At 59.6% G+C, this 25,776-nt stretch carries 20 protein-coding genes; 15 read left to right on the forward strand and 5 right to left on the reverse strand.

The genetic code is table 11. The features are described 5' to 3' along the window. Window positions 1-122: 122 nt before the first annotated feature. The 8 genes from eccCa to A3EC_RS0101260 all read left to right on the forward strand — a co-directional run bounded on the left by eccCa (window position 123) and on the right by A3EC_RS0101260 (window position 9,437). Window positions 123-3,995, forward strand: coding sequence for a type VII secretion protein EccCa (eccCa, locus tag A3EC_RS0101225; protein WP_051060964.1), 3,873 nt, complete (start codon window positions 123-125; stop codon window positions 3,993-3,995). Next, a complete protein-coding gene (locus A3EC_RS0101230; protein WP_018023336.1) occupies window positions 3,992-5,509 on the forward strand; it encodes a type VII secretion-associated protein in 1,518 nt (505 codons plus the stop codon). Before eccCa ends, A3EC_RS0101230 begins: the two co-directional genes overlap by 4 nt. Window positions 5,510-5,637: 128 nt before the next feature. Next, window positions 5,638-5,952, forward strand: a complete 315-nt coding sequence (locus A3EC_RS0101235; RefSeq protein ID WP_018023337.1) for a WXG100 family type VII secretion target — start codon at window positions 5,638-5,640, stop codon at window positions 5,950-5,952. 52 nt (window positions 5,953-6,004) lie between these two features. After that, window positions 6,005-6,295: a WXG100 family type VII secretion target gene (locus A3EC_RS0101240; protein ID WP_018023338.1), complete on the forward strand. Its 291-nt coding sequence runs from the start codon at window positions 6,005-6,007 to the stop codon at window positions 6,293-6,295. A 236-nt stretch (window positions 6,296-6,531) separates the two neighbouring features. After that, on the forward strand, window positions 6,532-6,975 hold the full coding sequence (rplM, locus tag A3EC_RS0101245; RefSeq protein ID WP_018023339.1) for a 50S ribosomal protein L13: 444 nt from the start codon (window positions 6,532-6,534) through the stop codon (window positions 6,973-6,975). After that, window positions 6,972-7,547, forward strand: coding sequence for a 30S ribosomal protein S9 (gene rpsI / locus A3EC_RS0101250; protein WP_018023340.1), 576 nt, complete (start codon window positions 6,972-6,974; stop codon window positions 7,545-7,547). Before rplM ends, rpsI begins: the two co-directional genes overlap by 4 nt. A 123-nt stretch (window positions 7,548-7,670) precedes the next feature. Then, the gene (glmM, locus tag A3EC_RS0101255) at window positions 7,671-9,014 is read left to right on the forward strand and encodes a phosphoglucosamine mutase (protein ID WP_018023341.1); all 1,344 of its coding nucleotides are present in this window, start codon (window positions 7,671-7,673) and stop codon (window positions 9,012-9,014) included. Between the two features lie 99 nt (window positions 9,015-9,113). Next, window positions 9,114-9,437, forward strand: coding sequence for a hypothetical protein (locus A3EC_RS0101260; RefSeq protein ID WP_040427868.1), 324 nt, complete (start codon window positions 9,114-9,116; stop codon window positions 9,435-9,437). Window positions 9,438-10,367: 930 nt separating this feature from the next. On the opposite strand, the gene A3EC_RS12845 is transcribed toward A3EC_RS0101260, so the two are convergent. Continuing rightward, window positions 10,368-10,787 carry a hypothetical protein gene (locus A3EC_RS12845; RefSeq protein ID WP_156812793.1) on the reverse strand — a complete coding sequence of 140 codons (420 nt, stop codon included), beginning with the start codon at window positions 10,785-10,787 and terminating at the stop codon, window positions 10,368-10,370. Window positions 10,788-10,857: 70 nt separating this feature from the next. On the opposite strand from A3EC_RS12845, the gene A3EC_RS0101275 reads away from it, so the two are divergent. The 3 genes from A3EC_RS0101275 to A3EC_RS0101285 all read left to right on the forward strand — a co-directional run bounded on the left by A3EC_RS0101275 (window position 10,858) and on the right by A3EC_RS0101285 (window position 12,170). After that, window positions 10,858-11,163, forward strand: coding sequence for a hypothetical protein (locus tag A3EC_RS0101275; RefSeq protein ID WP_018023345.1), 306 nt, complete (start codon window positions 10,858-10,860; stop codon window positions 11,161-11,163). 65 nt (window positions 11,164-11,228) lie between these two features. After that, on the forward strand, window positions 11,229-11,606 hold the full coding sequence (locus A3EC_RS12285) for a hypothetical protein (protein ID WP_018023346.1): 378 nt from the start codon (window positions 11,229-11,231) through the stop codon (window positions 11,604-11,606). 9 nt (window positions 11,607-11,615) lie between these two features. Next, window positions 11,616-12,170, forward strand: a complete 555-nt coding sequence (locus A3EC_RS0101285) for an RNA polymerase sigma factor (RefSeq protein ID WP_018023347.1) — start codon at window positions 11,616-11,618, stop codon at window positions 12,168-12,170. A gap of 10 nt (window positions 12,171-12,180) precedes the next feature. Here the strand turns inward: A3EC_RS0101285 and A3EC_RS12290 are convergent, their stop codons facing one another. From A3EC_RS12290 to A3EC_RS10895, 3 genes are all read right to left on the reverse strand, one after another. Beyond that, entirely contained in the window at window positions 12,181-14,385 is a 2,205-nt protein-coding gene (locus A3EC_RS12290; protein WP_018023348.1) for an Hsp70 family protein, read from the reverse strand. Window positions 14,386-14,531: 146 nt separating this feature from the next. Continuing rightward, window positions 14,532-15,965: a dynamin family protein gene (locus A3EC_RS0101295; RefSeq protein ID WP_018023349.1), complete on the reverse strand. Its 1,434-nt coding sequence runs from the start codon at window positions 15,963-15,965 to the stop codon at window positions 14,532-14,534. Further along, window positions 15,965-17,893, reverse strand: coding sequence for a dynamin family protein (locus A3EC_RS10895; RefSeq protein WP_018023350.1), 1,929 nt, complete (start codon window positions 17,891-17,893; stop codon window positions 15,965-15,967). Before A3EC_RS10895 ends, A3EC_RS0101295 begins: the two co-directional genes overlap by 1 nt. Before the next feature lie 309 nt (window positions 17,894-18,202). On the opposite strand from A3EC_RS10895, the gene A3EC_RS10900 reads away from it, so the two are divergent. Further along, on the forward strand, window positions 18,203-19,324 hold the full coding sequence (locus tag A3EC_RS10900) for a hypothetical protein (protein WP_018023351.1): 1,122 nt from the start codon (window positions 18,203-18,205) through the stop codon (window positions 19,322-19,324). A gap of 128 nt (window positions 19,325-19,452) precedes the next feature. Here the strand turns inward: A3EC_RS10900 and A3EC_RS0101310 are convergent, their stop codons facing one another. Further along, a complete protein-coding gene (locus tag A3EC_RS0101310; RefSeq protein WP_018023352.1) occupies window positions 19,453-20,292 on the reverse strand; it encodes a dienelactone hydrolase family protein in 840 nt (279 codons plus the stop codon). 78 nt (window positions 20,293-20,370) lie between these two features. On the opposite strand from A3EC_RS0101310, the gene glmS reads away from it, so the two are divergent. The 3 genes from glmS (at window position 20,371) to A3EC_RS0101325 (ending at window position 25,769) form a co-directional block, all read left to right on the forward strand. Further along, on the forward strand, window positions 20,371-22,236 hold the full coding sequence (gene glmS, locus A3EC_RS0101315) for a glutamine--fructose-6-phosphate transaminase (isomerizing) (RefSeq protein WP_026162063.1): 1,866 nt from the start codon (window positions 20,371-20,373) through the stop codon (window positions 22,234-22,236). Between the two features lie 74 nt (window positions 22,237-22,310). After that, window positions 22,311-24,098 (forward strand): bifunctional ADP-dependent NAD(P)H-hydrate dehydratase/NAD(P)H-hydrate epimerase, encoded by a 1,788-nt coding sequence (locus A3EC_RS0101320; protein ID WP_018023354.1) that lies wholly within the window; start codon window positions 22,311-22,313, stop codon window positions 24,096-24,098. A 3-nt stretch (window positions 24,099-24,101) separates the two neighbouring features. Then, a complete protein-coding gene (locus tag A3EC_RS0101325) occupies window positions 24,102-25,769 on the forward strand; it encodes a bifunctional alanine racemase/tRNA (adenosine(37)-N6)-threonylcarbamoyltransferase complex ATPase subunit type 1 TsaE (protein ID WP_018023355.1) in 1,668 nt (555 codons plus the stop codon). Window positions 25,770-25,776: the final 7 nt, after the last annotated feature.

Consider the following 25,776-nt stretch of genomic DNA (forward strand, 5'->3'; position numbering starts at 1 on the left):
GCCAGTCGCGTGCCCATAGTAGGGTTTTGCTCACACCCATGCGCTGGGGCTTCGGGGGAAGTCTGGTCAGCCATGGCGGGGTTAGTTTGTGGGGCACGTCGAGCACTTCGAGGGGGACGTTCGTGTCGGGGGAGATTCTTGTCGAAATCGGCGATCGGGTTGCGGCGCCGCCATTGCCGTCAGGCGCGGTGACACCAGATCCGCCGCCGCAGTTGCCGCCGCCAGCGGTGGTGCCGCTGTATAAGAAGTTGATGCCGCTGGTGATGGTGGTGGCGGTGGTTGGCATGATTGCGCTTTTTGTCATGTCCGGTACCGCCCGCAGCCCCATGGGCTTTTTGTTCCCCATGATGATGCTGATGTCTATGGTCGGCATGCTTGCTGGTGGCGGCCCTACGACGCAGGACATTGACCGGCAGAGGCGCACGTATCATCGCCATCTCGCCGCGGTGTCAGACACTGTGCAGACCCAAGCCACGCAGCAGCTGGCGGCGGAGCTCCACGACGCACCAGACCCAGAAGTGTTGTGGACTTTTGCGGGCACCCGCCGAATGTGGGAACGTGACGCGCAGGATCCGGACTTCATCGTGGTGCGCGTTGGCGTGGCAACACAGCTAAATTCGGCGCCGCTCACGGTACCGGAGACACCACCGGCGGAAGATTTGGAGCCGGTGAGTGCAGTGGCGCTGCGCCAGCTGATCCGCACCATGAGCACGGTCGATGGTGTGCCGGTCGGCGTATCGTTGGCAGCGTTCCGCTTCATTGGTCTGGCCGGTCCAGCCACCGACGCCCGTGCCTTGACCCGCGCGATGTTGGCATCGCTGGCCACGTTCCATGCGCCGAGTCAGGTGGTGATTGCGCATTTGGGTGTGGCTCCGGAGTGGGAGTGGCTCAAGTGGTTGCCGCACCATAATCACCCCACGCACGGCGATGCTGGCGGTACCGCCCGGATTCGTGCTCACACCGCCGCGGATTTGTTGCCGCAGCTGCGCACACTGCCGGAGGAGGTCGTCGCGGTGGTCATTGTGGTTGACGGCTACGAAGTGGACCCGAATAACCCCGCGGACCAGGAACTATTGCAGTTCGATGGCCCCGTGACATTTCTGGAAATCGCCGCAACGGAAGGCTCAGTCATTGGCCAGTGGGCACTAGTCGACGGGCTGTTTTGCAGTTTAGATTCTGGCCGCTTAAACGCTCATACCGCCACCGGTGTGGAAGATTTCGCCGAGGCAGATGGCTTATCGACGTTATGGGCCGACGTGATTGCCCGCCGGCTTGCCCGGTACGCAGTCGCAGGCAGCGGCGCAGACCGAGAAGTGGTCACACAAACCTCTGGCGACTTACACCGCATGCTCGGTATCGCCCACCCCGACGACACCGACCCGGAGAATCTGTGGTTGCCCCGCAGCGGCTCAGCGCGACTGCGCGCCCCGATCGGGCTGCAGGCCACCGGCGAACCGCTGTATTTGGATATCAAAGAAACCGCCGAGGGTGGGGTTGGCCCACATGGCCTATGCATTGGGGCAACCGGGTCGGGAAAGTCGGAGCTGCTGCGCTGCATCGTTTTGTCACTCGCGGCGACACACTCCCCAGACCAGCTCAACCTAGTCCTAGTCGACTTCAAAGGTGGCGCCACTTTCCTTGGGCTAGAAGAACTGCCACATACCAGCGCTGTCATCACCAACTTGGCGGATGAGCTGATTCTGGTCGACCGAATGCAAGATGCCCTCTCCGGTGAAATGCTTCGACGGCAGGAATTGCTGCGCTCTGCTGGAAACTATTCGTCTGTCGCAGATTATGAAGCCGCTCGAGCACGCGGGGAAACCGACTCCGAAGGCAAACCACTGGAACCACTGCCAGCACTGTTCATCGTTGTCGATGAGTTTTCAGAAATGCTCTGCCAAAAACCAGAGTTCATTGAGCTGTTCGTGGCGATTGGTCGGCTGGGCCGCAGTTTGCGAATGCATCTATTGCTCGCTAGTCAGCGGCTGGAGGAAGGTCGACTGCGCGGACTGGATTCGCATTTGTCATATCGGATCGGGTTGAAAACATTTTCCGCCACCGAGTCTCGCACGGTGTTGGGCGTGCCCGATGCGTACCATTTGCCGGCGCAGCCCGGCGCGGGCTTCATCAAATCTGGTGCGGATCAGCTCACTAGGTTCCAAGCGAGTTATGTGTCAGGGCCAGTGCGACCCCGGGCTTCGCACCGTCAACAAGCAGACGATACGGCCGCAACCATTAACCGGCCGGTACTGTTTACCGCCGGCCCAATGGCAAAGGTCAACGCCCCGAAGCCAAGTGAGCCTCCGCGAGAAGTTCGACAATCGGATGCCGTCACTTCAGACGCCGAACCGCGCGTCGTGCTCGATGTGATGGTGGAAAAGCTGCGGACCCGCGGCGGGCACGTGCACCAAATTTGGTTGCCGCCGCTGCCAGAACGCATTGGCCTCGCGGACATTGCGGACGCTGATATGTCTGCGCTGACTGCGGCGATTGGCATGGTGGATGTGCCACAGGAACAGCGGCAACAATTGCTGACCATTGATTTGCGCGGCGCCGGCGGTCACGTGGCGATTGTTGGGGCGCCGCATTCGGGAAAGAGCACTGCGCTGCGCACGTTGGTGACGTCGCTGGCGCTGACGACCTCAGCCCAGCAGCTGCACATATATATTGTCGACTTTGCGGGCGGTGGCTTAGATATGCTGTCGCGGTTGCCGCATGTGGCGGGCGTGGCGCATCGCGGACAAGCTGACCGGCTGCGGCGCACCCTTGCGGAGGTGCTGCAGCTGCGAGCGGAACGGGAAGCGCTGTTCCGGGAGCATGGGTGGCCGAATATGGCGACGGCGCGGGACGCGGGTCTGCCGGACGCGGTGGTGGTTATTGACGGGTGGGCGACGCTGCGCCAAGACTACTTCGCCTATGAGGAGCAACTCACATCGCTTGCCGCAGACGGACTTTCGCTTGGTATCCACTTGGTGGTGACGGTGCATCGGTGGACGGCGCTGCGCCCCGCTATCCGCGACCTGCTCGGCACGCGTATTGAACTGCGGCTCGGTGAAGCCATGGACTCGATGGTCAACCGCAAAGTCGCCGCACTGGTACCGGAGCTTCCTGGTCGCGGCATTACAACTGATGAAAAGCACTTCCTCATTGCTGATTGCGCCGGTGAAGACATCGCCCATGTCGCCGCCTTCGCACGCAGCCGCGGTGACGAGCAGGTGCCGCAGGTGCGGATGTTGCCGGATACCTTCCGGCCGCAGGACCTAGACCAATTGCTTATTGACGAAAAGGTGCACCTGACGCCACACCAGATCCCACTGGCCATCGACGAAACAGCGCTGGCACCGGTGCTGTGGGACCTGCAGGAGGAACCTGGCCTGGTGGTCGTCGGCGCCCCGAGCTGCGGCCGCACCACCACGGTGCGGACCTTGCTGCGCGGGATGGTGGCGCACCGGGACAGTGCGCAGTCGCGGATTTTGCTCATCGACTACCGCCGTGGCCTGCTGGGAGAAGTGCCACCGGAGCATCTGGCCGGGTATGCCGGGGCCGCGGGGCAAGCCGCTGACATGGTCGCCGAGCTTGCTGGGGTGCTGCGCAGTCGGCTCCCTGGACCGGATGTGACCGCGGAACAACTGAAGAACCGTAGTTGGTGGCAGGGCCCGGAAGTGACTGTGGTGGTTGATGACGCTGACTTGGTGATGGGCCGGAACAATCCGCTTGGCCCGCTAGCCGAACTCATCCCACATGCGCGGGATATCGGTTTTTCGATGGTCCTTGCTCGGCGCACCGGAGGTTTGGGACGGGCAATGCATGAGCCGGTACTGGCTGCGTTGCGCGATAACGCCTGCGCTGCGCTGATTATGGACGGCACTCGGCAGGACGGTCAGCTCTTTGGCGGTGTGACACCAACACCACAACCACCGGGGCGCGGCATCTGGGTGTCCCGCGTTGGCGGCGCGCGGGTCGTTCATGTTGCCCAGACGGAGGCGACGGCATGAAACGGGTAGCACAGACACAGTGGGTGCTCGCTGCGGGTCACCACATTGGCGGCGAGGTGGGGGAGCTCGGCACGAAGACTTTTCGTCGCAGCGTCACCGGGCAACTGACCACACAGGTGTTGTCGTCGCTGCATCGCCAGGACACCGTCGCGGTGGTGGTGCCGACCCGATTCGGGGCGCGCCGCAGTCGGATGGTGCAGCGTATGCTTCAGGTCCATCTGACGGCACAGCTTCCAGCATCGGCCAGTGATGTGCCGGGCGTCACCACGTCACCGTCCCCGGCGGTGCGGGCAGTACCGCTGGCCGAGCGAGTAGCTAGGTTGGAGCCGCCGACGGCACCGGCGAGCTATTTGGTGGAAATTGAGGCGACATGTCTGACTATCACCGCGCTTGATTTCCAGGATGGGGCGCATGTCAGTCGCCTGTTTTTTGATCTGCCCCGCAGTTTGCTCACCACTCCGGAAGGCATCGGGCAGCTACTTGAGCGTATCGAGTTGCTCGCAGAAGACTTGGGCGCGCCGGGCCTGGCGGAGGCCGAGATCATTTTCTATGGCGAATTGTCGCCTTGTACTGCACTGGCGACTAGTTTGCATCGCCGAAAAATTCTTGCGTTTGTATTGGAGGACCACACGTTGACTGACCGAAAAGTCCCGCTTTTTGACGATTACCGCCACGACGATGATGTTGACGAAGAACTCGAGGACATCGACTCCGACCGCCCAGAAACTGACAGTCCTGACGCTGCCAAAACCTTGGCGGGAGCACGGACGATGAATGTTGAGCCGACGGTGCTGCGGCCACGTCCTGAAGATATGAAACGTTCAGTCGATGTTGGCGGGCTGGTTGAAGCGTGGTGGCCGGTGGCGCTTATCGGGGTGATTGTGCTGCTGATTGGTGGCGGTTTGCTCACATTACTGCGGCCAGGTTCGACAACGGGCAGCACGGAGGTTATTTCGGCAGCGGCTACGGAGCCAGCCGACTCAGCACACTCTGGCGATGGCGCCGATCCCACTGCACCGGGCAGTACTTTTGAGGTGCCAAGCAGCACTGTTGATCCGGCTTCCGAACCGACTACTCCGAACCGCAATGCCAGTAGTCGTATTTCGGGGGCAGGACTGACGATGAGCTTCCCGTCGGGGTGGCGCCGCGATGAACGCACCTCCGACAAACTGGTGGTGGTCAGTGAACAGGATTTGCCGATGCGGGTGATGGGGGTGCTGCAACCCGTCACACCAGGCATTGATCACGAAGATTTGGTGGGCGAGTTAGAGCGGTTGGTGTCCGGTCAGGTGACGTTGTCGCAGCTGAGGCCGGAGGTCACGATTGAGTCGGTGATGGTGGCTACCTATCGGGAGCAGCCCGATGATCGTTCTGAAGTGCTGTGGCATATCCGGCTAGTGGGGGACCAGCAGATTTCGGTGGGGTGTCAGTATCGCGGTCGATTGACTACTGAGCTGCGGCGCGTCTGTGAGCAGGCCGTTGCCAGTGCCACCACGACTGAAGAGTCCGAATAGTCGAATTAGTGGGAACCCTTCTGCACTGGGGTACGTCTATCTAATCGGACGCGCAACCAAGCAGAAACCTGCTGCGTTCCGTCGTAGGGACACTGCGGCGACATAGCGAGGAAAAATGGGGGGACATCGTGGCACAGATTTTTACTACCGAAACCAGCACGATGAATGTGACCGCTGGCCGCGTCGACGGGGTCAACGGCGAAATTGGAACTGAACTAACGACACTGCGCGGCACCGTAGACGGGCTGGCTGGCCTGTGGGTTGGCTCCGCGAAAACCAAGTTTGACCAGCTGATGATCGACTGGGACGACGCCGCCAAGCGTCTGTCCGAAGCGCTGAACACTATCTCGGAAACTATCCGCGCGAACTCGGCTGACTTCGACTCCGGTGAAGATGACAACGTCACCGAGCTGAACAACGCTTCGTCGAACCTGAACCTGTAACCACCGCGACCAACACGCACGCACTATTGCGACACCGCACCGAAGGAGAACCATGAGCGACCAAATCCGCTACGAATTCGCCGGTATTGAAACCGGGGCCAGCGACATTGACGGCACCGTCACCAAAATCAATGGGCTTCTTGACGATTTGAAGACTGACCTGAAGCCAATGGTGGACACCTGGGAAGGTTCCTCCGCCACCGCCTACACCGAAGCACAACAAAAGTGGGACACCGCAGCCGCAGACCTGAACTCTGTGCTGTCGACAATTGCCACTGCAGTTCGCAACGGCAGTGAACGAATGAGCGACCTGAATAACAAAGCCGCACAGTCCTGGTCTTAACGGACGAGACACATCCAACCATCGCAGTGCCGCCTGGGGAAGGGGAGAGCCCCACGTGGCAAGCGGTGGTTTTTTGGATCTGAGCAGGTGGGACGGTAGTGTTAATCAACTGTGCATAGGTGCGCGGCCCATAGTGGTCGCTGCAGCAGTCCACCGGGTCTCCACCGGCCGCCGGAACGGACTACCTACCTGCGCGTTTCTGGCTGGCAGTTCATGGACAAACTCAAGGAGTTCTTTTGTCTACTTTTCACCCGAAAGACGGTGACATCGAGCGCAAGTGGTACGTCATCGACGCTACCGATGTTGTGCTTGGTCGTCTGGCCGTCGTAGCTGCGGACCTGCTCCGTGGCAAGCGTAAGCCAATCTTCGCACCAAACACCGACTGCGGCGACAACGTCATCATCATCAATGCTGACAAGGTTGCAATCTCTTCCAACAAGCGTGACCGCGAGTTCCGTTACCGTCACTCCGGTTTCCCAGGTGGTCTGACCACCCTGACCCTGGGCGAGTCCCTGGACAAGCACCCAGAACGCGTCGTTGAAGAGGCCATCAAGGGCATGATGCCGCACAACAAGCTCTCTCGCTCTTCCATCAAGAAGCTGCGTGTCTTCGCGGGTTCCGAGCACCCATACGCATCCCAGAAGCCTGAGACCTACGAGATCAAGCAGGTGGCCCAGTGACCAACGCTGAAAACAACAACGAAAACGTGAACAACGAAGTCGAAGCAGTCGACGCAGAGCTGATTGCAGCTCAGGTTGCTGCTGAAGCTGCCGTGGAAACCTCCACCATCGGCGAGGCAGTTGCTGCTGCTGAAGCTGCTGTGGACGCTTCCGAAGAGGTTGCTGTCGCTGAACCACTGAGCATGGATTCCCCAATCCAGACCGTGGGCCGTCGTAAGCGCGCCATCGTGCGTGTGAAGATGACCCTGGGCTCCGGCGAAATCACCTGCAACGGCCGTTCCTTGGACGACTACTTCCCGAACAAGCTGCACCAGCAGCTGATCAAGGACCCACTGGTTCTGATCGAGCGCGAAGGTCAGTTCGACATCAAGGCAAACCTGAACGGTGGCGGCGCTTCCGGTCAGGCAGGCGCACTGCGCCTGGCCATTGCTCGTGCACTGAACGAGTTCAACCCTGACGACCGTGCGGAACTGAAGAAGGCTGGCTTCCTCACCCGTGACGCTCGTGCAGTGGAGCGCAAGAAGGCTGGTCTGCACAAGGCCCGTCGAGCACCTCAGTACTCCAAGCGTTAAACCACTGGTTTTCCAGCTTGTGCGATGCCCCACAGCAACCCCACGCGGGTTGGGTGGGGCATTTGCTATGTAGAGGGAGTACCCTATTTCTAATATCCACCGGCAAAGGGGTTGAGAGCAAAGATGGCTCGGCTATTCGGAACAGACGGCGTGCGAGGCAAGGCAAATGAGGTGCTGACCGCACCGCTAGCTTTGCGATTGGGGGCAGCAGCTGCCCGTGTGCTGACATCCGAATCAACCCCATCTGGTCGCCGACCACGCGCCGTCGTCGGCCGCGACCCACGCGTGTCCGGAGAAATGCTCGCCGCCGCGATTTCGGCCGGCTTGGCATCGCAGGGCGTCGACGTGCTGCGCGTTGGCTCCATCCCAACCCCAGCGGTGGCGTACCTGACCGACGACTACGGTGCGGACCTTGGCGTGATGATTTCCGCCTCCCACAACCCGATGCCGGACAATGGCATTAAGTTCTTCGCCGCTGGTGGCCACAAACTCGATGACACTGTTGAAGACGCCATCGAGCGGATGATGCTGGCCCTCGATGAAACTGGCCCTACCGGCGCTGGTGTCGGCCGCATTGTTGAAGAAGCACCAGATGCACTCGAACGCTACTTGATGCACCTGTCGCAGGCGGTGCCGACCAAACTTGATGGCATCAAAGTTGTGGTTGACGCCGCAAATGGTGCTGCTTCCGATGCCGCTCCGATGGCCTATGCCGCCGCCGGAGCCGAAGTCGTGGCGATTCACAATGAGCCCGATTCCTTCAACATCAATGACAACTGTGGTTCTACGCATATTGACGTTTTGCAGAAGGCGGTATTGCAACACGGCGCGGATTTGGGACTTGCGCATGACGGTGATGCTGACCGCTGCCTAGCAGTGGATTCCATGGGCAATGTTATTGATGGCGACCAGATTATGGCGCTGCTCGCTGTAGCCATGCACGAAGATGGTGCGCTACGGCACAACACTTTGGTGGCGACAGTGATGTCGAACTTGGGGCTGAAGCTGGCTATGCAGGACGTCGGCATCAAACTGGTGACCACCCAGGTGGGTGACCGGTATGTGCTCGCGGAGCTGAATGCCCGCGGCTACAGCCTGGGCGGCGAACAGTCAGGCCACATTGTGCTGCCTCGTTACAGCACCACCGGGGACGGTACTTTGACCGGTTTGATGATTATGGCGCAGATGGCGAAAACCGAGAAGTCCCTGGCCGAGCTTGCTGGTGTGATGTCGGTATTGCCGCAGACGCTGATCAACGTGCCGGTGCCGAATAAGGCACTGATTCTGGATTCGCCTGCCGTGCAGGAGTCGCTTGCGAAGGCGGAAGCTGAATTGGGTGCGACCGGCCGTGTGCTGCTGCGCCCATCAGGTACTGAGGAATTGTTCCGCGTGATGGTGGAGGCGAAGGATCCCGAAACCGCACGTGGCGTTGCCGGACGATTGGCCGCCGTCGTCGCGCAGGTTTAGCCCCACCACGACGCAGGAACTATTCGGAGTCTGCCTGGAACCTTTTAGCGATGTTGCACGTCAAATAAGGCGTGCAACTTTCGTGTTCTAGGGGGAGAAATGAATAGCTCACAGCCGATGGGCCATAGCGGGCACATTGAGTTCGATATTGCTACTGGCCAAACTGTTGGGAAAGATTTCCAAGTGGCAGGCGATGCCATCAGCATGGCTTATGCTGCGCTGCCAGAATTTCCGTCGGCAGCCGCCGGTGCCGGTTTCACTGATGCTGGAATCCTCATTGCGGCGAAGGTAGCTTCCTTGCAAGCCCGCGGCATTGAACTGGGGGTTGCGGTGCAGCTGCATGGTTGGGGAGTCCATGAGCAAGCTGGTGCTTTTTCAGACACCGATACCGACACCGCCGATGTTTTTGGTGGGCAGTACTAATGGTTGCCCCGGTCGACATGACAAAGGTGTCGCACTTGGAAGCACAGTGCGCAAAGCTTGCTGGCTCCGTACCGACGCCCTGGCACAGCAATATCCGACAGATTTCGCAATCAGCCAGCGCAACTGACGGAACGGACACGCAGGCGCTCAACGACCTCAGCAAAGACCTCAAGAGCATTTCGAAAAGTACGAAGTCGACGGCGAAGCAGGAAACTCACAGCTGCAAAGCATTGGCTTCTACTAGTGATGGCGCTGCGCCCCAGGCAATGCACTCCAAGCTGAACAAAGCGACAAAATGTACTGACGACATGAGTACGGCCACGGGTGACGCCAGCCAGTCGGCAGAAGAATGTGGCACTTCGATTGACAAGATTTGTAGCACTGCGCAAAGCACAGTTGCGACGATGGTAACCACTGGCGAAGGCCTCGTGCAGGCAGGAGTCCTGGCAGGTCTGCCACCGTTTCCGAATAAACCATTGCAGATGGCGATTTGTACCCTGCTCACTGAGCTGATGAGCGGTATTTTGTCGGTGATCAAGGGGCGGAATGAGGGCATCGAGGAGTGTTTTCAAGGCATTAGCGAGGACCTAGACAAGGTAGCTGAATGCGAGGTGCCGTCTGAACCGGTACCGGAGAAGTGTCAGGAAACACCCCAGCAACCGCCGATTTGCGTGGAGAGCAGTAGTGGTGGAGGCAACAGCGGTGGCAGTGGCCAGCAGCCTGGTCCTGTGCCAGCACCAACAACACCAGCGGGGGAGGTGCCGCCTCCAAAACCGTCACCCGCGCCAACACCACAGACGCCGCCTCAGACTCCGACGAGTCCTTCACTGAATCTTGGGCCGGAGCCATGCCCACCGACGCAACCGACTCCTACACCGGCCCCAACACCTCCGCCGGCAGAATGTGTCCCAGCAAGTACCACTACTCCCGTCAACACGCCGGAACCTTGTCCGCCGCAGCCGGCCGCTTCGGCTCCATGCCCACCTGACCCGTGCCCACCGGCATCGGCACCTGCATCGTCATGCCCGCCTTCGGGCAGCCTGTTGCAGCTAGGGCTGAATATCGCGACTGAGGTGTCCAAGCTGGTGGAGCAGTTCTTGTCGGCGAATCTTCCACCGATTGAGTTGCCGGATTGTCCAGCGCAGCCGGAATGTAGCCCGGTCGATGCGAAACCTGAACCATCACCTGAACCGGCACCTGAACCAGCGCCGAAGCCGACACCAGAGCCTGCACCGAAACCGGATCCAGTGGCCGCCGAGCCGCCACCAAAGCCTGCACCACCAGCGCCTGCTCCGGCCCCAGAACCTGCGCCCCAGCCGGTGGAGCCTGCCAATCCGAAGAATGACCCAACCCCGATTCCTCCGACAGGCAAGACCTCTGAGCATCCAATTGGGGTCACTGCTCCGGAAGCTGGTGCCTGGTGACCACAAACTATGACGCAATTGTTGGCCACTTTGATGCCTATTGCCGTCAGCAGCGGGACTCGCTGGCTGACCGTGCCGCGACGTTAATGAAGCAGGCGCAGGAGCACCAGCAGGCTGCGCGACAAAGTGCCCCTTCGCATTCGTCGGCAGCAGCCTCCACCGCCCGCACCCCGGCCGCGCGCTCCCCGGCCGCGCCGAACCACATTCGCCCTCGCACCACGAGACCGCGACAAATCCAGCAGCTTCGGGTGCGCCGCGATACACTGGGAACATTTCCGGGCGAAGGCGCATCAAACCGTTGAGATGCTTACCTACGGAAGGAACACAGTCCGATGCTTCACACGACCTGGTTCGAGAGGGGAACCCAATGAGTGCCGAAGATTACTCTGACCTGGGCCTCGCAGATATCGAACCCATTGAATACGACGGCGCCAGCTTCGAGGCAATGCTCGCCACAGCCACCCACCCGAACACCCCACCAGTGGAAGGGCTCGATGTGCCGGAGGCCGTCCCCGAGTCTGATGACGACATAGACGAAATTCAGCTTGTTGACGATGACCTTGAGCTGGACGACCCAGTTGATACCGATGATGTCGCCCCTGATGACGACCTAATCAATGTCGACGATGATCTGGAAGATTCGGCAGCGCCGGACGATTTCGGAGACGACGAGTTCGACAACTTCCTCGACGATGATTCGGATGTCGACCTTGGCTTCGACGATTCTTCGGACTTCGGGCTGTAAAGGGGCATCGTGGCAACTCAGACACTCGACCGTGAACGCGAACTCGAACTCATTACGCGTGCCCAGGGCGGCGATACCCGCGCTTTTGGCACCTTGATGACTGCGCATCGCAATCACTTGTGGGCTGTCTGTTTGCAAACTACTGGCCACCACCAAGACGCAGAAGACGCGATGCAAAACGCGCTGACTGCGATCTGGCAGAACCTGCATAAATTCCGCGCTGAAGCGAGGTTCTCCACCTGGATGCACCGGATTGCTTCTAATGCTGCGCTGATGATTATTCGCAAACGTCGCGAAGAACCAGATTCGGAAGCCGCATCAGATGAAGTGTCTACCGCGCCGCGTATTGACGAACAAATCACCGATGTATCGATTGTGCGGACTGCTCTGGCACAGCTACCGGATGATTTCCGCGAAGCCATCGTCCTTCGTGAATATGGTGGCCTCACATACGCAGAGATTGCTGCCCATCAGCAGATTCCTGTGCAAACGGTCAAATCCCGGCTGAACCGAGCTCGAAAACAATTAGTCGAGCTTCTCGGTGCAGCCGGGATAAACCGCTAGATGTAGCTGGCTAACCCCAGTTCTTGGTGGTCAGCCCCGAATTCGCGGCGAAAGCCTTCGCGTTTTCATCCTGGTCGTCCAAGAACTCGCGCGAGAAGGTAATCAGAATGTCCTTTTCTTTATTGGCAACAAACAGCTCAACTTCGTTGACTTTATTGTTGGTGTACTCGTAGGTGTAGCTCCAAGCGACCACATTGTTGGTGCTCGGAATTTCATTGAAAGTGTGCTTGTCCAACGAGTCCTTCTTGTCCAAGTCTTTCAGCGCAGCTTCCACCACTTTCTTATCGTGGTAGATGTACAGCATTGGCTTGTGAACCTTGAAGTGGTTGCTCAGGCTCTCGTTTTCCATGTTGCAGAGGTAGCTGGACTTCACATCGACTGACTTTTCTTTGAAGTCCTTCGGGAAGAACTTGCTACGCCCATCCTCGCTGAAGCAGTCCACCGTGTTCGCGAACGCAGCAGGCAATAGTTTTGCCACGTCAGCAGGCAGTTTGTCACCGCGCGGCAACTTCAGATCCTCATCCGGCAATGGGGACGAACCCGCGGCTGCCTCATTGTCCGAACCGCCATCCTGCGGGGCAGCAGAGTTTTCTGAGGAACCAGAATCAGTGCCTGGTTCTGCTGAAGAACTCGCCGATGTACTCGGCTCGCCGGAGTCCCCGCCGCCGACCATCTTGCTAATACCGAAACCACCGGCAGCCAGCGCTGCCACCACACTAACAGCTAGTGCAGCCTTCGCACCGGTGCTCAAACCGCCACCATTGCCGCCCGTGTTCGAATGCGAACTCGGCACATGTGGCGCGTTATGGTTGCCAGGCATTGAATAAGCAGCTGCACGCTGGTCGCTATTTGGGTACTGGTTCGCGCCAGGGTTGGTGTTAAACCCACCTGGCGGCGTGTGTGGCGCGGGATTGCCCATACCTGCGGCCGCCATTGGCGCTGTTCCAGTGTTTGGTTGCGTCGCAAAGCCCCCACCCATACCGGGACCGTAGGCTCCGGCTGCGGCACCTGCCATGCCGGCACCAGCGGCGGCGCCGGCAACAAAACCGGCTGCACCTGCGCCACCTTCGCCGCGGAAGGAATCGGCCTGCTTGTCACCTGGATTGATATACTGCGACAAGTTGCCGTCCAAAATCGCGGACGCTGGGCGGGTTGGCCCCATTAACGCGCCACGGCACACCACAGTTTTTGGGTCATCGAGAGTCGCAACATGCGCCAAGTTGCCCAACTGATCCTGGATGTATGGAATGCGTGCGGAACCACCGGTGAGGTACACCAAAGTGGTTTGGTCCGGCCGCAGACCAGCATCGAGCAGGGTGGCGCGGGTCAGATCCATTGCTCGGGAAATATCAGCGGAAATCAGACGCTCAAATTCCTGGCGTGTCAGCAGCAAGCTTTCAGAATGGCCGCCACCGGAAATAGAAATCGAAGCGCTCGGTGCATCCGAGAGCACTTCCTTGGCCGAGCGAACCGCCAAATCCAGGTCATGCAGCGCAGCGCCAGCTTCCGGCGACAACAAGAAGTCGTGGAAGGGGGTGTTGTTCTCATCCAGCTGGTCCATGACCCATTGCTTAATAATGGAGTCGATATTGCGCCCACCCAGCGAATTATCGCCGCGCGCTGCCACCACCTGCAGGGTGCCGTCACCGGATGGCGACAACACAGCCACGTCCAAGGTGCCACCACCGAAGTCAAAAACGGCGACCTTCTCGCCGGCCTTCAGATTGTTCTTGGTGGAGTAGTGGTACGCCGCAGCACGTGGTTCGGAAATCAGCGACAATTTGTCAATAGCAATTCCCGACTGACGGGCCGCCTCAATCAACGTTTTCAGCGCAGCAGAAGACCACGCCTCTGGGTGGGTAACCACCACAGCATCCGGCTCGGTGCCATTGTGCTGAGCTTTCGCCTTTTCGACGATCTGGCGGATCACTGCCGCAAATACCGTTGCGGTTGGAATATCCTTGCCACCCAAACGAATGGATGGATGGTCGATCGCACGCTTCGGCGTAGCCAGGTAGGCGTCGGGGCGGGAGCTTGCGTGGTTAATTGCTGCGTGGCCGGCGAATGCCTCAGTCTCGGTGAAGAACACTGCCGATGGCATCAGGTTGCCCTGGTGAGTCAGCGGAAGGGTTTGTGGCTCCCTTCCACCGATCTGCTGGGCGGCAGCCGAGTTCGACGTACCGAAATCAATGGCTAGACGCCAAGAGTTACTCACAGTAGCCCTTTCTCATTCACGCGGTGGCAGGCTTTTCGACGGAACCGGCCGTGGCTTTTTAAAACAGTTCCGCGCAATAGTAACGCTTCAGGCCGAGATAGTTCGGGTGAGTAAACAAAAATCAGGAAACCGGGGTGAGCGTAGCGTCAGTGCTGCAAGCTGCGCATAATCGTCTGGATAGTGAAAATAAGGTGCATTCGGGCGTCATCCTCGGCAGCCGACAAATTCACCAAACCCAGCTGCTGCAGCTCCCCAAGCAAATACTTCCCGCGCTCCAGCGTGGTCGTAATCGTGGCATCCGGAGCCAGCCCCAACCACTCCTGTGGCGTTGATCCCATCAGCATGGACTCCAACACCGGAATCAACCGCGACTTCGACGAGTTTTGCAGCACGCCACGATACGAGTTGAACAACAACACCTGCGCCATTGCTGGTTGAGCCGCCAACGTATCGCGAATATGCCGGATCTGGTTGAAGGACGGATGGTTATACGCCAAAGTATCCAGCTCGCGGAGCATCCGGTTCGCACGTTGGTACGTCGCAAACCGCAGCAACTGGCCATAAATGGCGTTCTCCAAATGCTGAATCCCCGAGCAGCGCTGCAACCAATCATTAAGTGCCACCGCGCCTTGCGCAGCCACCCCGGCGCCATGCAAAACACCGTATTCGCCAAGCAGATCGAGCGCTAAGTCACGCGCCTCCACCGTCATATGCCGCGGCGTATCGTTCTCTAGCTCTTCAATCAAATCTTCGCGCGGCAGCGACGATAAACCACTGACTAGCCGAGCCAAGTGCTCTGTCACTTGACCGGTGCGCGCAGATTCCGCCAAAAGGCCAGACAGTGGAAAGACATGCTTCGTCAGGCTCGCAATTCGCCCCTCCAACACTCGGCTATAGGCCTGAGCATGCTCCAGCGGATCACGGGCACCGAGCGCGCCTTCACCAAAACCATCGGCGCGAGCAAGCACCCCGATGGTGTTGAGCGGCGTGAAACCGAGCTGCGCAATAAAGTCCCGCTCATCGGTGCGAGGGGAGGAATCGAATAGGAAAATCGCGGCGTCCGCGTCGACGGAAGCATTGCGGGTCTGATCGTATCCGTCAATAAGCGCACGTTGAGTGGCCTGCTGATTCTCCACGGTCAACGTCGCAATGCCGGGGGTATCAATCAACGTAATGTTCTGAATCGCAGCGGACGGCAGGAAGCGGTCCACATATGCCACCTCGTTGACGGGGCGACCCAACTCCATCAGCACACCATGCTCCAACGGCTGCCGGTGACGCTGACCATCCAGCCCCACGACTTCGGCGCGGGCCGGCTGCCCATTGTGGAAAACGGAAACTGCATTGGTGCACTCGCCAGCCGCCGTCGCCGCAATCCGCTGCCCAACAAGGGCATTGACCAACGTGGACTTGCCGGCCTTCAACCGACCTGCGATAACCACCCGCGGTGGTGACCACAAAATGGTGCCCAACCGGTTCGCTTCATCCAACAAATCACCGCCATGGCTCGCCAACGCGCGCAACGCCTCATCAATCGTCGCGGTAATCGGATCGACCTGCGGATTCGTCCCCGGGTTCACTAGCTATCCTTCCTAGCACCGACACCAGCGCTCGCGGCCACACCAGCACTCGCGGCGGCACTGGTCGCGCCCGCCGCACTGACCGCCGGCTGCTGCCCAGGCTGCGGCAACGGCAAGCGGGCGGCAGCATCAATCCGATTGACATGCGCCAAAATCTCATTGACCGTGCCATTAATCACGGCCTGGTTCTTCGACAGGCGCTCCACCGTCTTTTGCCGCTGCGCTTCATCCTGTCGCGCAGAGCGGGTAGCCGCATCAATCTGCTCCTTGACTAGGTCAGACTGACTGCGGATATGAGCGCGGTAGCGGACAATAATCTCCGGGCGGATGGTGTTAATCAGCGCGTCGATAGTGCGGTTGACGTTCATGCGGGCCTGCGAAATCGTTTCGCGCAGCCACTGCACCAAGTACTGCTTACCGTTGCGCATAGCGCGGTAGGCCATATTGATGCCCATCCACGCGCCACCAATAATCGCCACCGGCATCACCGCAGCAGCCGCTACACCCATCACACCGGCGAGCATGCCACCACCGGCCAGACCCATTGTCACCAGGGAAGGGTCAACCAAGTTTTCCTTCTTAGAACGCACCTCTTTGCTGGTCAGCTCCGGTGGGGCCAATGTTTGGAAGGCGAATTGTGCAATGTCTTGCCACACCATTTGGTCGCCGAACAGCCGGTCGACTTCACGCTGCAGGGAACGCACCACGTGGCTGACCGACCGCTGCATCGTGTCGCCCAGCGCTGCCTCAATCTGCGAGGTGAACACCTGCGGCTTTGACCGCAGCACCTTCATTCCCTGATGGTTAAACAAGTTTGTCCAGTACTCGCGGAGGCGCTCAAGCTCGTCGTCCATCTCCGCCAGAATGGAGTGCCGCGCCTGGGCGATATTGCGCTGCAGGTACTGCTCCCATTCTTGGCCGTGTTCGCGCAGGTCCTTGAGTTCTTGGCGCTGCGCTTCCAGTTCTTCCAGCACCTCAACTGGCTTTTCGATGGTGGCCAGTTCCATCGCAATTTTGTCCTGCACTTGCGACAGCCCAGATTTCGCCAACGCCAATCCTGCAGACTGGGCGAGCAGGTCGGCGCGGCTGATTTGCGCAATCAGGTGTTCCCGCAACTCGGCAATGCCGGAGGACTGTTCCACTCGGGCGCGGCGCTCTTCGTCAATCATTTCGGCAGCATCGACGGCACGCAGCGACGACACCCCAATCACCGGAATGTCACGCCCGGTGTGCTTTTTCAGCAGGCGGCGGTCATCTTCGACAATCCGTCGCCACCGGCGCAGGTTCTTATCCGTTTTCGTCACGGCCACGACCACGGATCCCACAACTTCCAGCGCCTGCTTGAGAATGTCCATCTCCGGCGCAGTGATTGGCGTCGTGGCATCGCACACCATCAGCAAAACACCAGCACCCTGGGCGGCGGTCAAGGCAGTCTTCACCGCGTCGGCGTCCAGTCCACCAGCTCCGGGCGTATCGACGAGAACCAGCCGACGTAGTGGATTATCCGGCGCGTATACCTGGATGGTCGAAGGAAGCTCGTCAATCCTTGGGTCTGTGACGTACCGGCCGGACAGAGTGCCCCAATCTGCGAGCTCGGCATGCGGAACTTGGCGCAGCAAACCCGAGTAGTTCAGGTCGATGGTGCCAAGCTGGTTCTTCTGCGTGGCTGCACTGATGTGGATTGGGACGGAGGTGCAGATGTCAACGTCGACGGGCAGCAGACTCCGCGTGCCGACAAGGGCGTTGACCAGCGAACTCTTACCACGTTTAACCTCGCCGAGAATGACGACGGTACGCATGGTTGAGGTATCGCGGAAGGTTCGCCGAGCGCGTTCTGCATGGTTCGGCAAGCCGTACTTATCAAGAATCGTGGTGGCACGTTCCAGTGTTTGAGCGGCGGTGCGCTTTGTTGGAGGGGCTGAAGCCACGATTGTGAGGCCTTCCTAGAACTCGAAGGGGGCGGGGCAGGGGCAGAGCGGAGAACGAACAAATGCGATGTTAACGGTGATGCTAACCCTGAATGAGATTTTTTGTCATGAACAAGCTGGATATCCGGGGTTTATCGAGCTATTTGCAGAAAAGTTTTAGCCGCTTGACCTGCAAGGTTGGGCTAATCGCGATAGTTTCTTGAATACCACGGGAACATTTGGACCCAAAAGCGCATCCCATCACTGAAAGCAACAAGGAACCGGTTAGCAAACACCACGCCGAGCGGAAACATTGAAAGGAACCTCACTATGTCCTCCGAAAACCAGACCCCAGAATCCACCACCCCAGAAACCACCGCTCCAGCTTCCGAATCCACCACCGGCGCAACCACCGCTCCAAACACCGGCGTGATTGTCGGCGGCGGCGACTCCGACGGCGACGGCAAGGTCGACACCATTCACGTCGACACCGACGGTGACGGCATCGCGAACGAAACCCACATCGACAGCAACAATGACGGCAAGGTCGACACCATTCACGTCGACAACAACGCAGATGGCGTCATGGACTCCACCTACCGCGACACCAACCGCGACGGCAAGATTGACTCCGCCAACGTAGACACCGACGGCGACAACTACGCGGAAACCACCTACTCCGACTATGACCACGACGGCAAGGTAGAAAAGACTTCGGTCGACACCAACAACGACGGTGTCGTCGACACCGAATACACCGACCACGACCACGACGGTAAGACCGACTGGGTCAAGGTGGACACCGACGGCGACGGCAAGATGGACACCACCCACTATGACCACGACGGCGATGGCGTGATTGACTCCTCCACCACCACTAACTCTGCAGGCAGCGTGGACGATGTCAACGCTCCGAAGGCAGAAGCGCCTAAGGCCGACGCACCTAAGGCTGAAGCCCCAGAAGAAGACGGCGCGAAGGTTGCTGAAACCCAGCCAGGCGGCGGCACCTCAGCCACTCCAGCAGGCGAGATTGACCTGAGCGTCTTGGACGAGTCCCAGGGCCAGCCGGTCACCGGTGAGGACGGCCAGGAAGGCTACGCTTTCGACACCGATGGCGACGGCGACCTGGACACCGCAGTGTTCGACACCAACAACGACGGCAAGGTCGACTTGGTCTCCGCAGACACCAACAATGACGGCAACATCGACCTGGAGTTGGTCGACTCCAACTACGACGGCAACGTTGACCAGGTGGCATACGATACCGACGGCGACGGCAAGGCCAACTACGTCGGCATCGACAACAACAACGACGGCCAGGTCGATGAAGTATTCCTCGACACCGATGGCGACGGCTACCTGGACACCCACATGCAGGACACCGACTACGACGGCTACGCAGACATCGAAGAAGGCGTCACCGACGCCAATGCCGACTCCTTGGACGTCTAAAGCTCAGCAAAAGGCTCCTATTAAATAGGCATAGCAGGTTCGAAGGCTCTGACCATACGGTCGGAGCCTTTTACGTTTGGTGGCGTACCTGAGCTTTTTGACGAATTGGGCCAGCCTCGAGCGTCCGATTAACCCGGAAAGGCACCGAAACCGGTCTTCTTGTTCTCCGGCAAAAGCTCACGAACTTCTTCCAAGGACAGGCTCTCCACGCCCTTGGCCTTGGCATCCCATTCAGCGAAGTCTGCATAGTCTTTATCGCCAGTAACAGACTTCGCCCAACCAGCTAGCAGTGCCCGAGTTTGCTCCTGCGTTTTCACATTGCTGGAGGAGAAGCCAAGCAGCCTGCGCCACATCGGTGATTCCGAGAAGTCATGCTGCCCGGCATCTTTGACTTTGCGGTACACGACATCGCCGGCCCAATTCGTCGCTAAGCGTGGCGGGTTACCACGGTCGAAGATTTCGTCTTCGCCTGCCGCAACCACCAACCCCGGCACTTCAACGTTTTTGGCGGCGTCATAGGACGACGGTGAGGTTACAGCAGGGTAGAGGGCAGCAACGCCGCGGATGTGGTCGCGGCCGGCGGCAGCAAGCACTGCGCAACCTGCGCCCATGCCGTGGCCAGCAAGCAGCAATTTCTTCGGATTCACGGTGATGTTTCCGGTGCCGAGTTTCACACCTGCCAGGATCTGCAGCGTCGACTCCAAGTCATTGGCAAACCCGCGGTGGTTCGGCATCGCACCGAGCTCCGTATCTGGGGCTGCAACCACGAATCCCCACGAAGCGAGGTGGCGCAAAGTCGCATGGTACTGCGCAACAGGGGTGCGCCAGTCATGGCCAAAAGCAATGGCCGGCAGTCCCGAACCTTCTTCTGGGGCGTACACCCGACCCGGTAGCCCAGCGAAAGCAAGATCGCCAGTAAGAACGTGGTGCGGGCCGCGCTTGGCCAGTGTTGGAAATTGCGATTTCATTTTTGGAGCCACACCCCCGACCTTAGTCGAGACCGCCTCAGTGTGTTTCACGAATCAATGACCGCTATTGTTTCCCCTATGTGTGGAATCGTAGGTTACGTCGGTCATAAGCCAGCGCTCGAAATCGGACTCGATGCGCTCCGACGCATGGAGTATCGCGGCTACGACTCATCGGGCATTGCCGTAGTTAATGAACACGGCAGCATTGCCGTTGAAAAGAAAGCCGGCAAACTAGCCAACCTGGAAGCAGCGCTCGAAGCACGCGGCCGCGACCAGATGGTAGGAACGACCAGCATTGGGCACACCCGCTGGGCTACCCACGGTCGCCCAAATGATGTCAATGCCCACCCGCATGCGTCCTTCGACGGCAAGTTCGCTGTGGTGCACAACGGCATCATTGAAAACTTTGCCCCACTGCGTGAAGAACTCGAAGCAGCTGGCATTGAACTGCAGTCGGAAACCGACACTGAAGTTGCCGCCCACTTGGTGGCACTGGCCTACCGCGAAGGCGACACCGCAGATGACTTCGAAGCGTCCTGCCTGAAGGTGCTGAACCGCCTGGAAGGTGCTTTCACGCTGCTGTTCGCCTGCGCGGAACACCCAGAGAAAGTTGTGGCAGCACGCCGCTCCACGCCACTGATTGTTGGTGTCGGCGAAGGCGAAATGTTCCTTGGTTCCGACGTTGCCGCGTTCATCGCGCACACCCGCGATGCTGTGGAATTGGGCCAAGACAACGTTGTGGTCATCACTGCCGATGACTACCGAGTGCTGAACTTCGACGGCAGCGAAGCAGAAGGCCGCCCATTTACCATCGACTGGGACCTCGCTGCTGCAGAAAAGGGCGGCTTCGACTCCTTCATGATGAAGGAGATTTTCGAGCAGCCAGAAGCCATCACCTCGACTCTGGCTGGTCACATGGAAGACGGTCGCATCGTCCTTGACGAGCAGCGCCTGTCTGACAGCGACCTGCGCGACGTGGAGAAAGTGTTCGTGGTTGCCTGCGGCACCGCCTACCACTCTGGTCTGCTGGCCAAGTACGCCATTGAGCACTGGGTGCGAATCCCAGTGGAAATTGAGGTGGCCTCCGAATTCCGCTACCGCGACCCAGTTCTCGACCGCCAGACGCTGGTGGTGGCGATTTCCCAGTCCGGTGAAACCGCGGACACCCTAGAGGCAGTGCGCCACGCCAAGAGCCAAGGCGCGCGAGTTCTGGCCGTGTGTAACACCAACGGTGCTCAGATTCCACGCGAAGCTGACGCAGTGCTGTACACCCACGCTGGTCCGGAAATCGGTGTGGCTGCAACCAAGTCCTTCCTGGCGCAGATTATTGCGAACTACCTGGTGGGCTTGGCGCTGGCGCAGGCCCGCGGCACCAAGTACCCAGATGAAGTCACTCGTGAATACGAGGCGCTGGAAGAAATGCCAGCGAAGGTTGCCGAGGTGCTGAAGACCCGCGACCAGGTGAAGAAGATTTCTGAGGAACTCGGCGCGATTAGCACCATGCTCTTCCTGGGTCGCCACGTGGGTTTCCCAGTGGCGATGGAAGGTGCCCTGAAGCTGAAGGAACTGGCGTACATTCACGCTGAAGGTTTCCCAGCAGGTGAGCTGAAGCACGGCCCAATTGCGCTGATTGAAGATGACCTGCCAGTTGTGGTGGTGGTGCCATCGCCGCGTGGTCGTGCGGTGCTGCACTCTAAGATTGTCTCGAATATTCAGGAGATTCGGGCCCGCGGCGCGAAGACCATTGTCATTGCGGAAAAGGGCGATGAAACGGTGAAGCCATTCGCCAACTACCTGATTGAGATTCCGGAAGCCCCAACGCTGCTGCAGCCGTTGCTGTCGACGGTGCCGCTGCAGTTCCTGGCGGCGGATATTGCGCGCGAGTGCGGCAATGATGACATTGATAAGCCACGTAACTTGGCTAAGTCCGTGACGGTGGAGTAGTTCACCACTGCTTTGACCGCTGGGCGGGTTTATCGCCTCCGACATGCCACCACGCTTTTGATTAGCCTGGTGGCATGTTCCTTTTTACAGCTGACCAAGTGCGCAAGGCAGAGCAGGCATTGCTGGATGCGGAAGCCTACGAAGATGCATTGATGCAGGAGGCTGCCCATGCGGTAGCAGAAGCAGCGAAAGTGATGCTGCAGAAGCCAGCCGCCGAACCAGAACGTACCCGCGTGTTGCTGTTGGTCGGCAACGGTGGCAATGGTGGCGACGCCCTTTACGCCGGCGCGGAGCTGTGCGACGCAGGGATGGCTGTCGACGCGGTGCTGCTGTCCGGGCAGGTCCACGAGCTGGCGCTGGACGCATTCATTGAAGCTGGCGGCCGCATCCTCACCGCTGATGTGCCGGAGCTGCTCTTCCGCATTTCCTGGTACTACCGCCTGGTTATTGACGGCATTGTGGGCTTGGGTAGCAAGGGTGCGCTGCGCGAGGACGCCGCTTGGTTGGTCCGGGAGACGCTACTGTCAGGCATCCCAATTCTGTCGATTGATGTGCCTTCCGGTGTCGACCCAGACACCGGCGTTGAGTCGCGCGGCTATTCCCCGCAGAAGGAATACGACGATGAACTGTTGCCGGACCGCAGCTTGATCCGCCTGCCGGGCCACGTTGATGCCACCGTCACCGTCACCTTCGGCGGTTTGCGCCGTGCCCATTTGCTGTCGGCGTCTTGCGGTGAAGTAGTGGTTGCCGAGATCGGTTTGGGCGACGATGCCCGCCGCGGTAGCGCTTTGGATGCCGATTCCGGGTTGTTGTCCACCCAACTGTTCCGAGCGCTTTTTGACGATCAAGGTACCGACTCTGGTTTGGATTCTGAAGCGTGGCGTGTCAGTGGTTTGCAGGTTGTGCCAGCTGACAATGGCTATGACTGGTCAATGGCGAAGAAAGTGGATGGTCGTACTCTGCTAACGCAGCCGAAGTCGCTGGAATGGGATCCGATTGCAGCGTCAGTGACGTGGCTAGAGCCGCGACCTTTGGACGATAAGTATTCCGGCGGGGTTGTCGGTATTTGTGCTGGTTCCGATAAGTATTTGGGCGCAGGAATTTTGTGCACTTCGGGTGCGGTGCGCGGCACCAGCGCCATGGTTCGGTATATCGGCACCAGCGGCCATGACGTGGTGCGGGCACTGCCAGAGGTGGTTGCCCACCTGACGGTGGAGGACGCTGGCCGAGTGCAGGGCTGGGTTGTCGGCCCGGGGCGCGGCACTGACGCCGCAGCTGTCCGCGAACTGGAGTGGCTGCTCGGCCGCCCAGAACCACTGCTCATTGACGCGGACGCATTGACAATTCTGTCGGAGCGCGAAGACTTGCGCGAACAGCTGATTTCCCGTGGCCAGCAGGGCCGCATTTCGGTGCTCACACCGCACGCCGGCGAATTCCGCCGCCTAGCAAAAGGCATGGGGCTCACCGAAATTCCCGACCCAGCAGACGGTCCGGTTGCCGGAGCTGCAGCGATGGCGGTGGCATTGCAGTCGATTGTGCTGTTGAAGGGCCGCGCCACCGTGATTGCCAATCCGCACCCGGAGGTGCAGGGCATTCAGATCAACCGTTACATCACCATCATTAATGCGGGCACCTCCTGGGCCGCGACCCCAGGCAGCGGCGACGTGCTGTCTGGTTTGTTGGGCGCGTGGCTGGCTCGAGATGGCGCGCCAGCGGTCACGACTGCTGCCGCTATTCATGCGCGGGCTGCAGAAGTGGCAGCTCGTACTCCGGATGGGTACGCCCCAGCTTCCGCGTTGCAGATTGCGGACGCTATTGGCCGCGCAACCGCCATCTGCGGAAAACAGGGTGGCACAATGTAACGCATGACTGACCTACTTGTCGCCGAAATTGATCACAGCGCACTGGCGCATAACACCCGCATTTTGAAAGCGGCTGCGGGCGGCGGCAAGTTGATGGCGGTCGTCAAAGCGAATGCATATGGGCACGGCGCGGTGGAAGTCGCCCAGACCGTGTTGGCTTCCGGCGCAGACGAATTGGGCGTTGCGACGCTTACCGAGGCGCAGGAATTAATTGCCGCTGGTATTTCCGCTCCCATTTTGTGCTGGATTTGGAGTCCGGAAGAAGACTTCATGCCAGCATTAGCCGCTGGGGTGCAGCTAGGTGTGTCCTCTCGGGCGCACCTGCAAGCAATTATCGACAGCGGCGCCGCATCGATTCTTGGCGCTGCGCCGCAAGTCACCGCCGTCGTTGATACTGGTCTGAACCGCTCGGGGGTTCGGGTTACCGGTCCAGACTGGCAGGAGTACGTTACTGAACTGGCCACAGCACACCAGTCTGGCGCGGTAAACGTCACCGGAGGGTTCTCCCACTTAGCCTGCGCAGATGACGTAGAAAACCCCGCCAATGATGCACAAGCGGACGAGTTCCGCGCTGCCATCGCCGACCTAGAATCCGCGGGGCTGACTGGACTGACCCGTCATCTATCGAACTCTCCAGCCACCTTGACGCGGCCTGACCTGAACTTTGACATGGTCCGCCCAGGCGTTGCGTTCTACGGTATGGAACCGGTGCCCGGCCAGAGTTTTGGTCTCCAGCCGGTCTTGTCGCTGTCCGCGAAGATTCTGATCGTCAAAAAGCTCAAAGCGGGGCAGTCGGTGTCCTACTCGCACACCTGGACTGCGCCGCGGGATACGACGGTGGCGGTGGTACCGTTTGGGTATGCCGACGGGATGCCGCGGGCGCTGTCTGGACGCTTTGAAGTCGCTATTGACGGCGTGCGGTATCCGCAGGTGGGGCGAGTGTGCATGGACCAATTCGTCATCGATTTAGGGCCGGATTCTACGGTGACGCCGGGGCAACGCGCCTGGCTGATTGGTGACGGCTCGCATGGTGAATGGACCGCAACGCAGGTAGCGGAGGCTATCGATACGATTCACTACGAAGTGCTGACGATGCTGCGCGGCCGGGTGGAGCGACGGCATAAGAATCGCTTCGCCAATCGGGAATTCCCTGCGCACGGTGAGGTGGTGCTGCCGACCGCGGACGATATGCGTGAATTCGGTGCATGGCTGGGCTCGGCGCTGCAGGCGGGCGACTTGGTGGTGCTTGATGGACCGCTTGGTGCCGGAAAAACGACGCTGACGCAGGGTATCGCTGCGGGAATGCAGGTGCAGGGGCGGGTGACGTCGCCGACGTTTACCATTGCGCGGGTCCACCACCCAGAAGCTGGCGCTGATGCAGGTGCCGCAGCGCCGTCATTGGTGCATGTGGACGCCTACCGACTCTTCGGTGAAGAAGGCCCGGATTCTGGTGCGGAGGCTGCAACTGGGGCTACGACGGGTGCATCGGCGGGCGCATCGGCGCTGGATCAGCTGGATGCGCTGGACCTCGATACCGACCTGATGGACTGTGTTGTCGTCGCCGAATGGGGCGCCGGGCTAGTCGAGCAGCTGTCCGACAATTATTTGTTGGTGGAAATTGACCGCAGCGCGCAAGATGATTCCCGGCGGGTTGCCTGGCGCCGCAACTAGCGCTGCA

The sequence above is a fragment of the Corynebacterium ulceribovis DSM 45146 genome (genome assembly GCF_000372445.1).
Lineage (GTDB): Bacteria > Actinomycetota > Actinomycetes > Mycobacteriales > Mycobacteriaceae > Corynebacterium > Corynebacterium ulceribovis.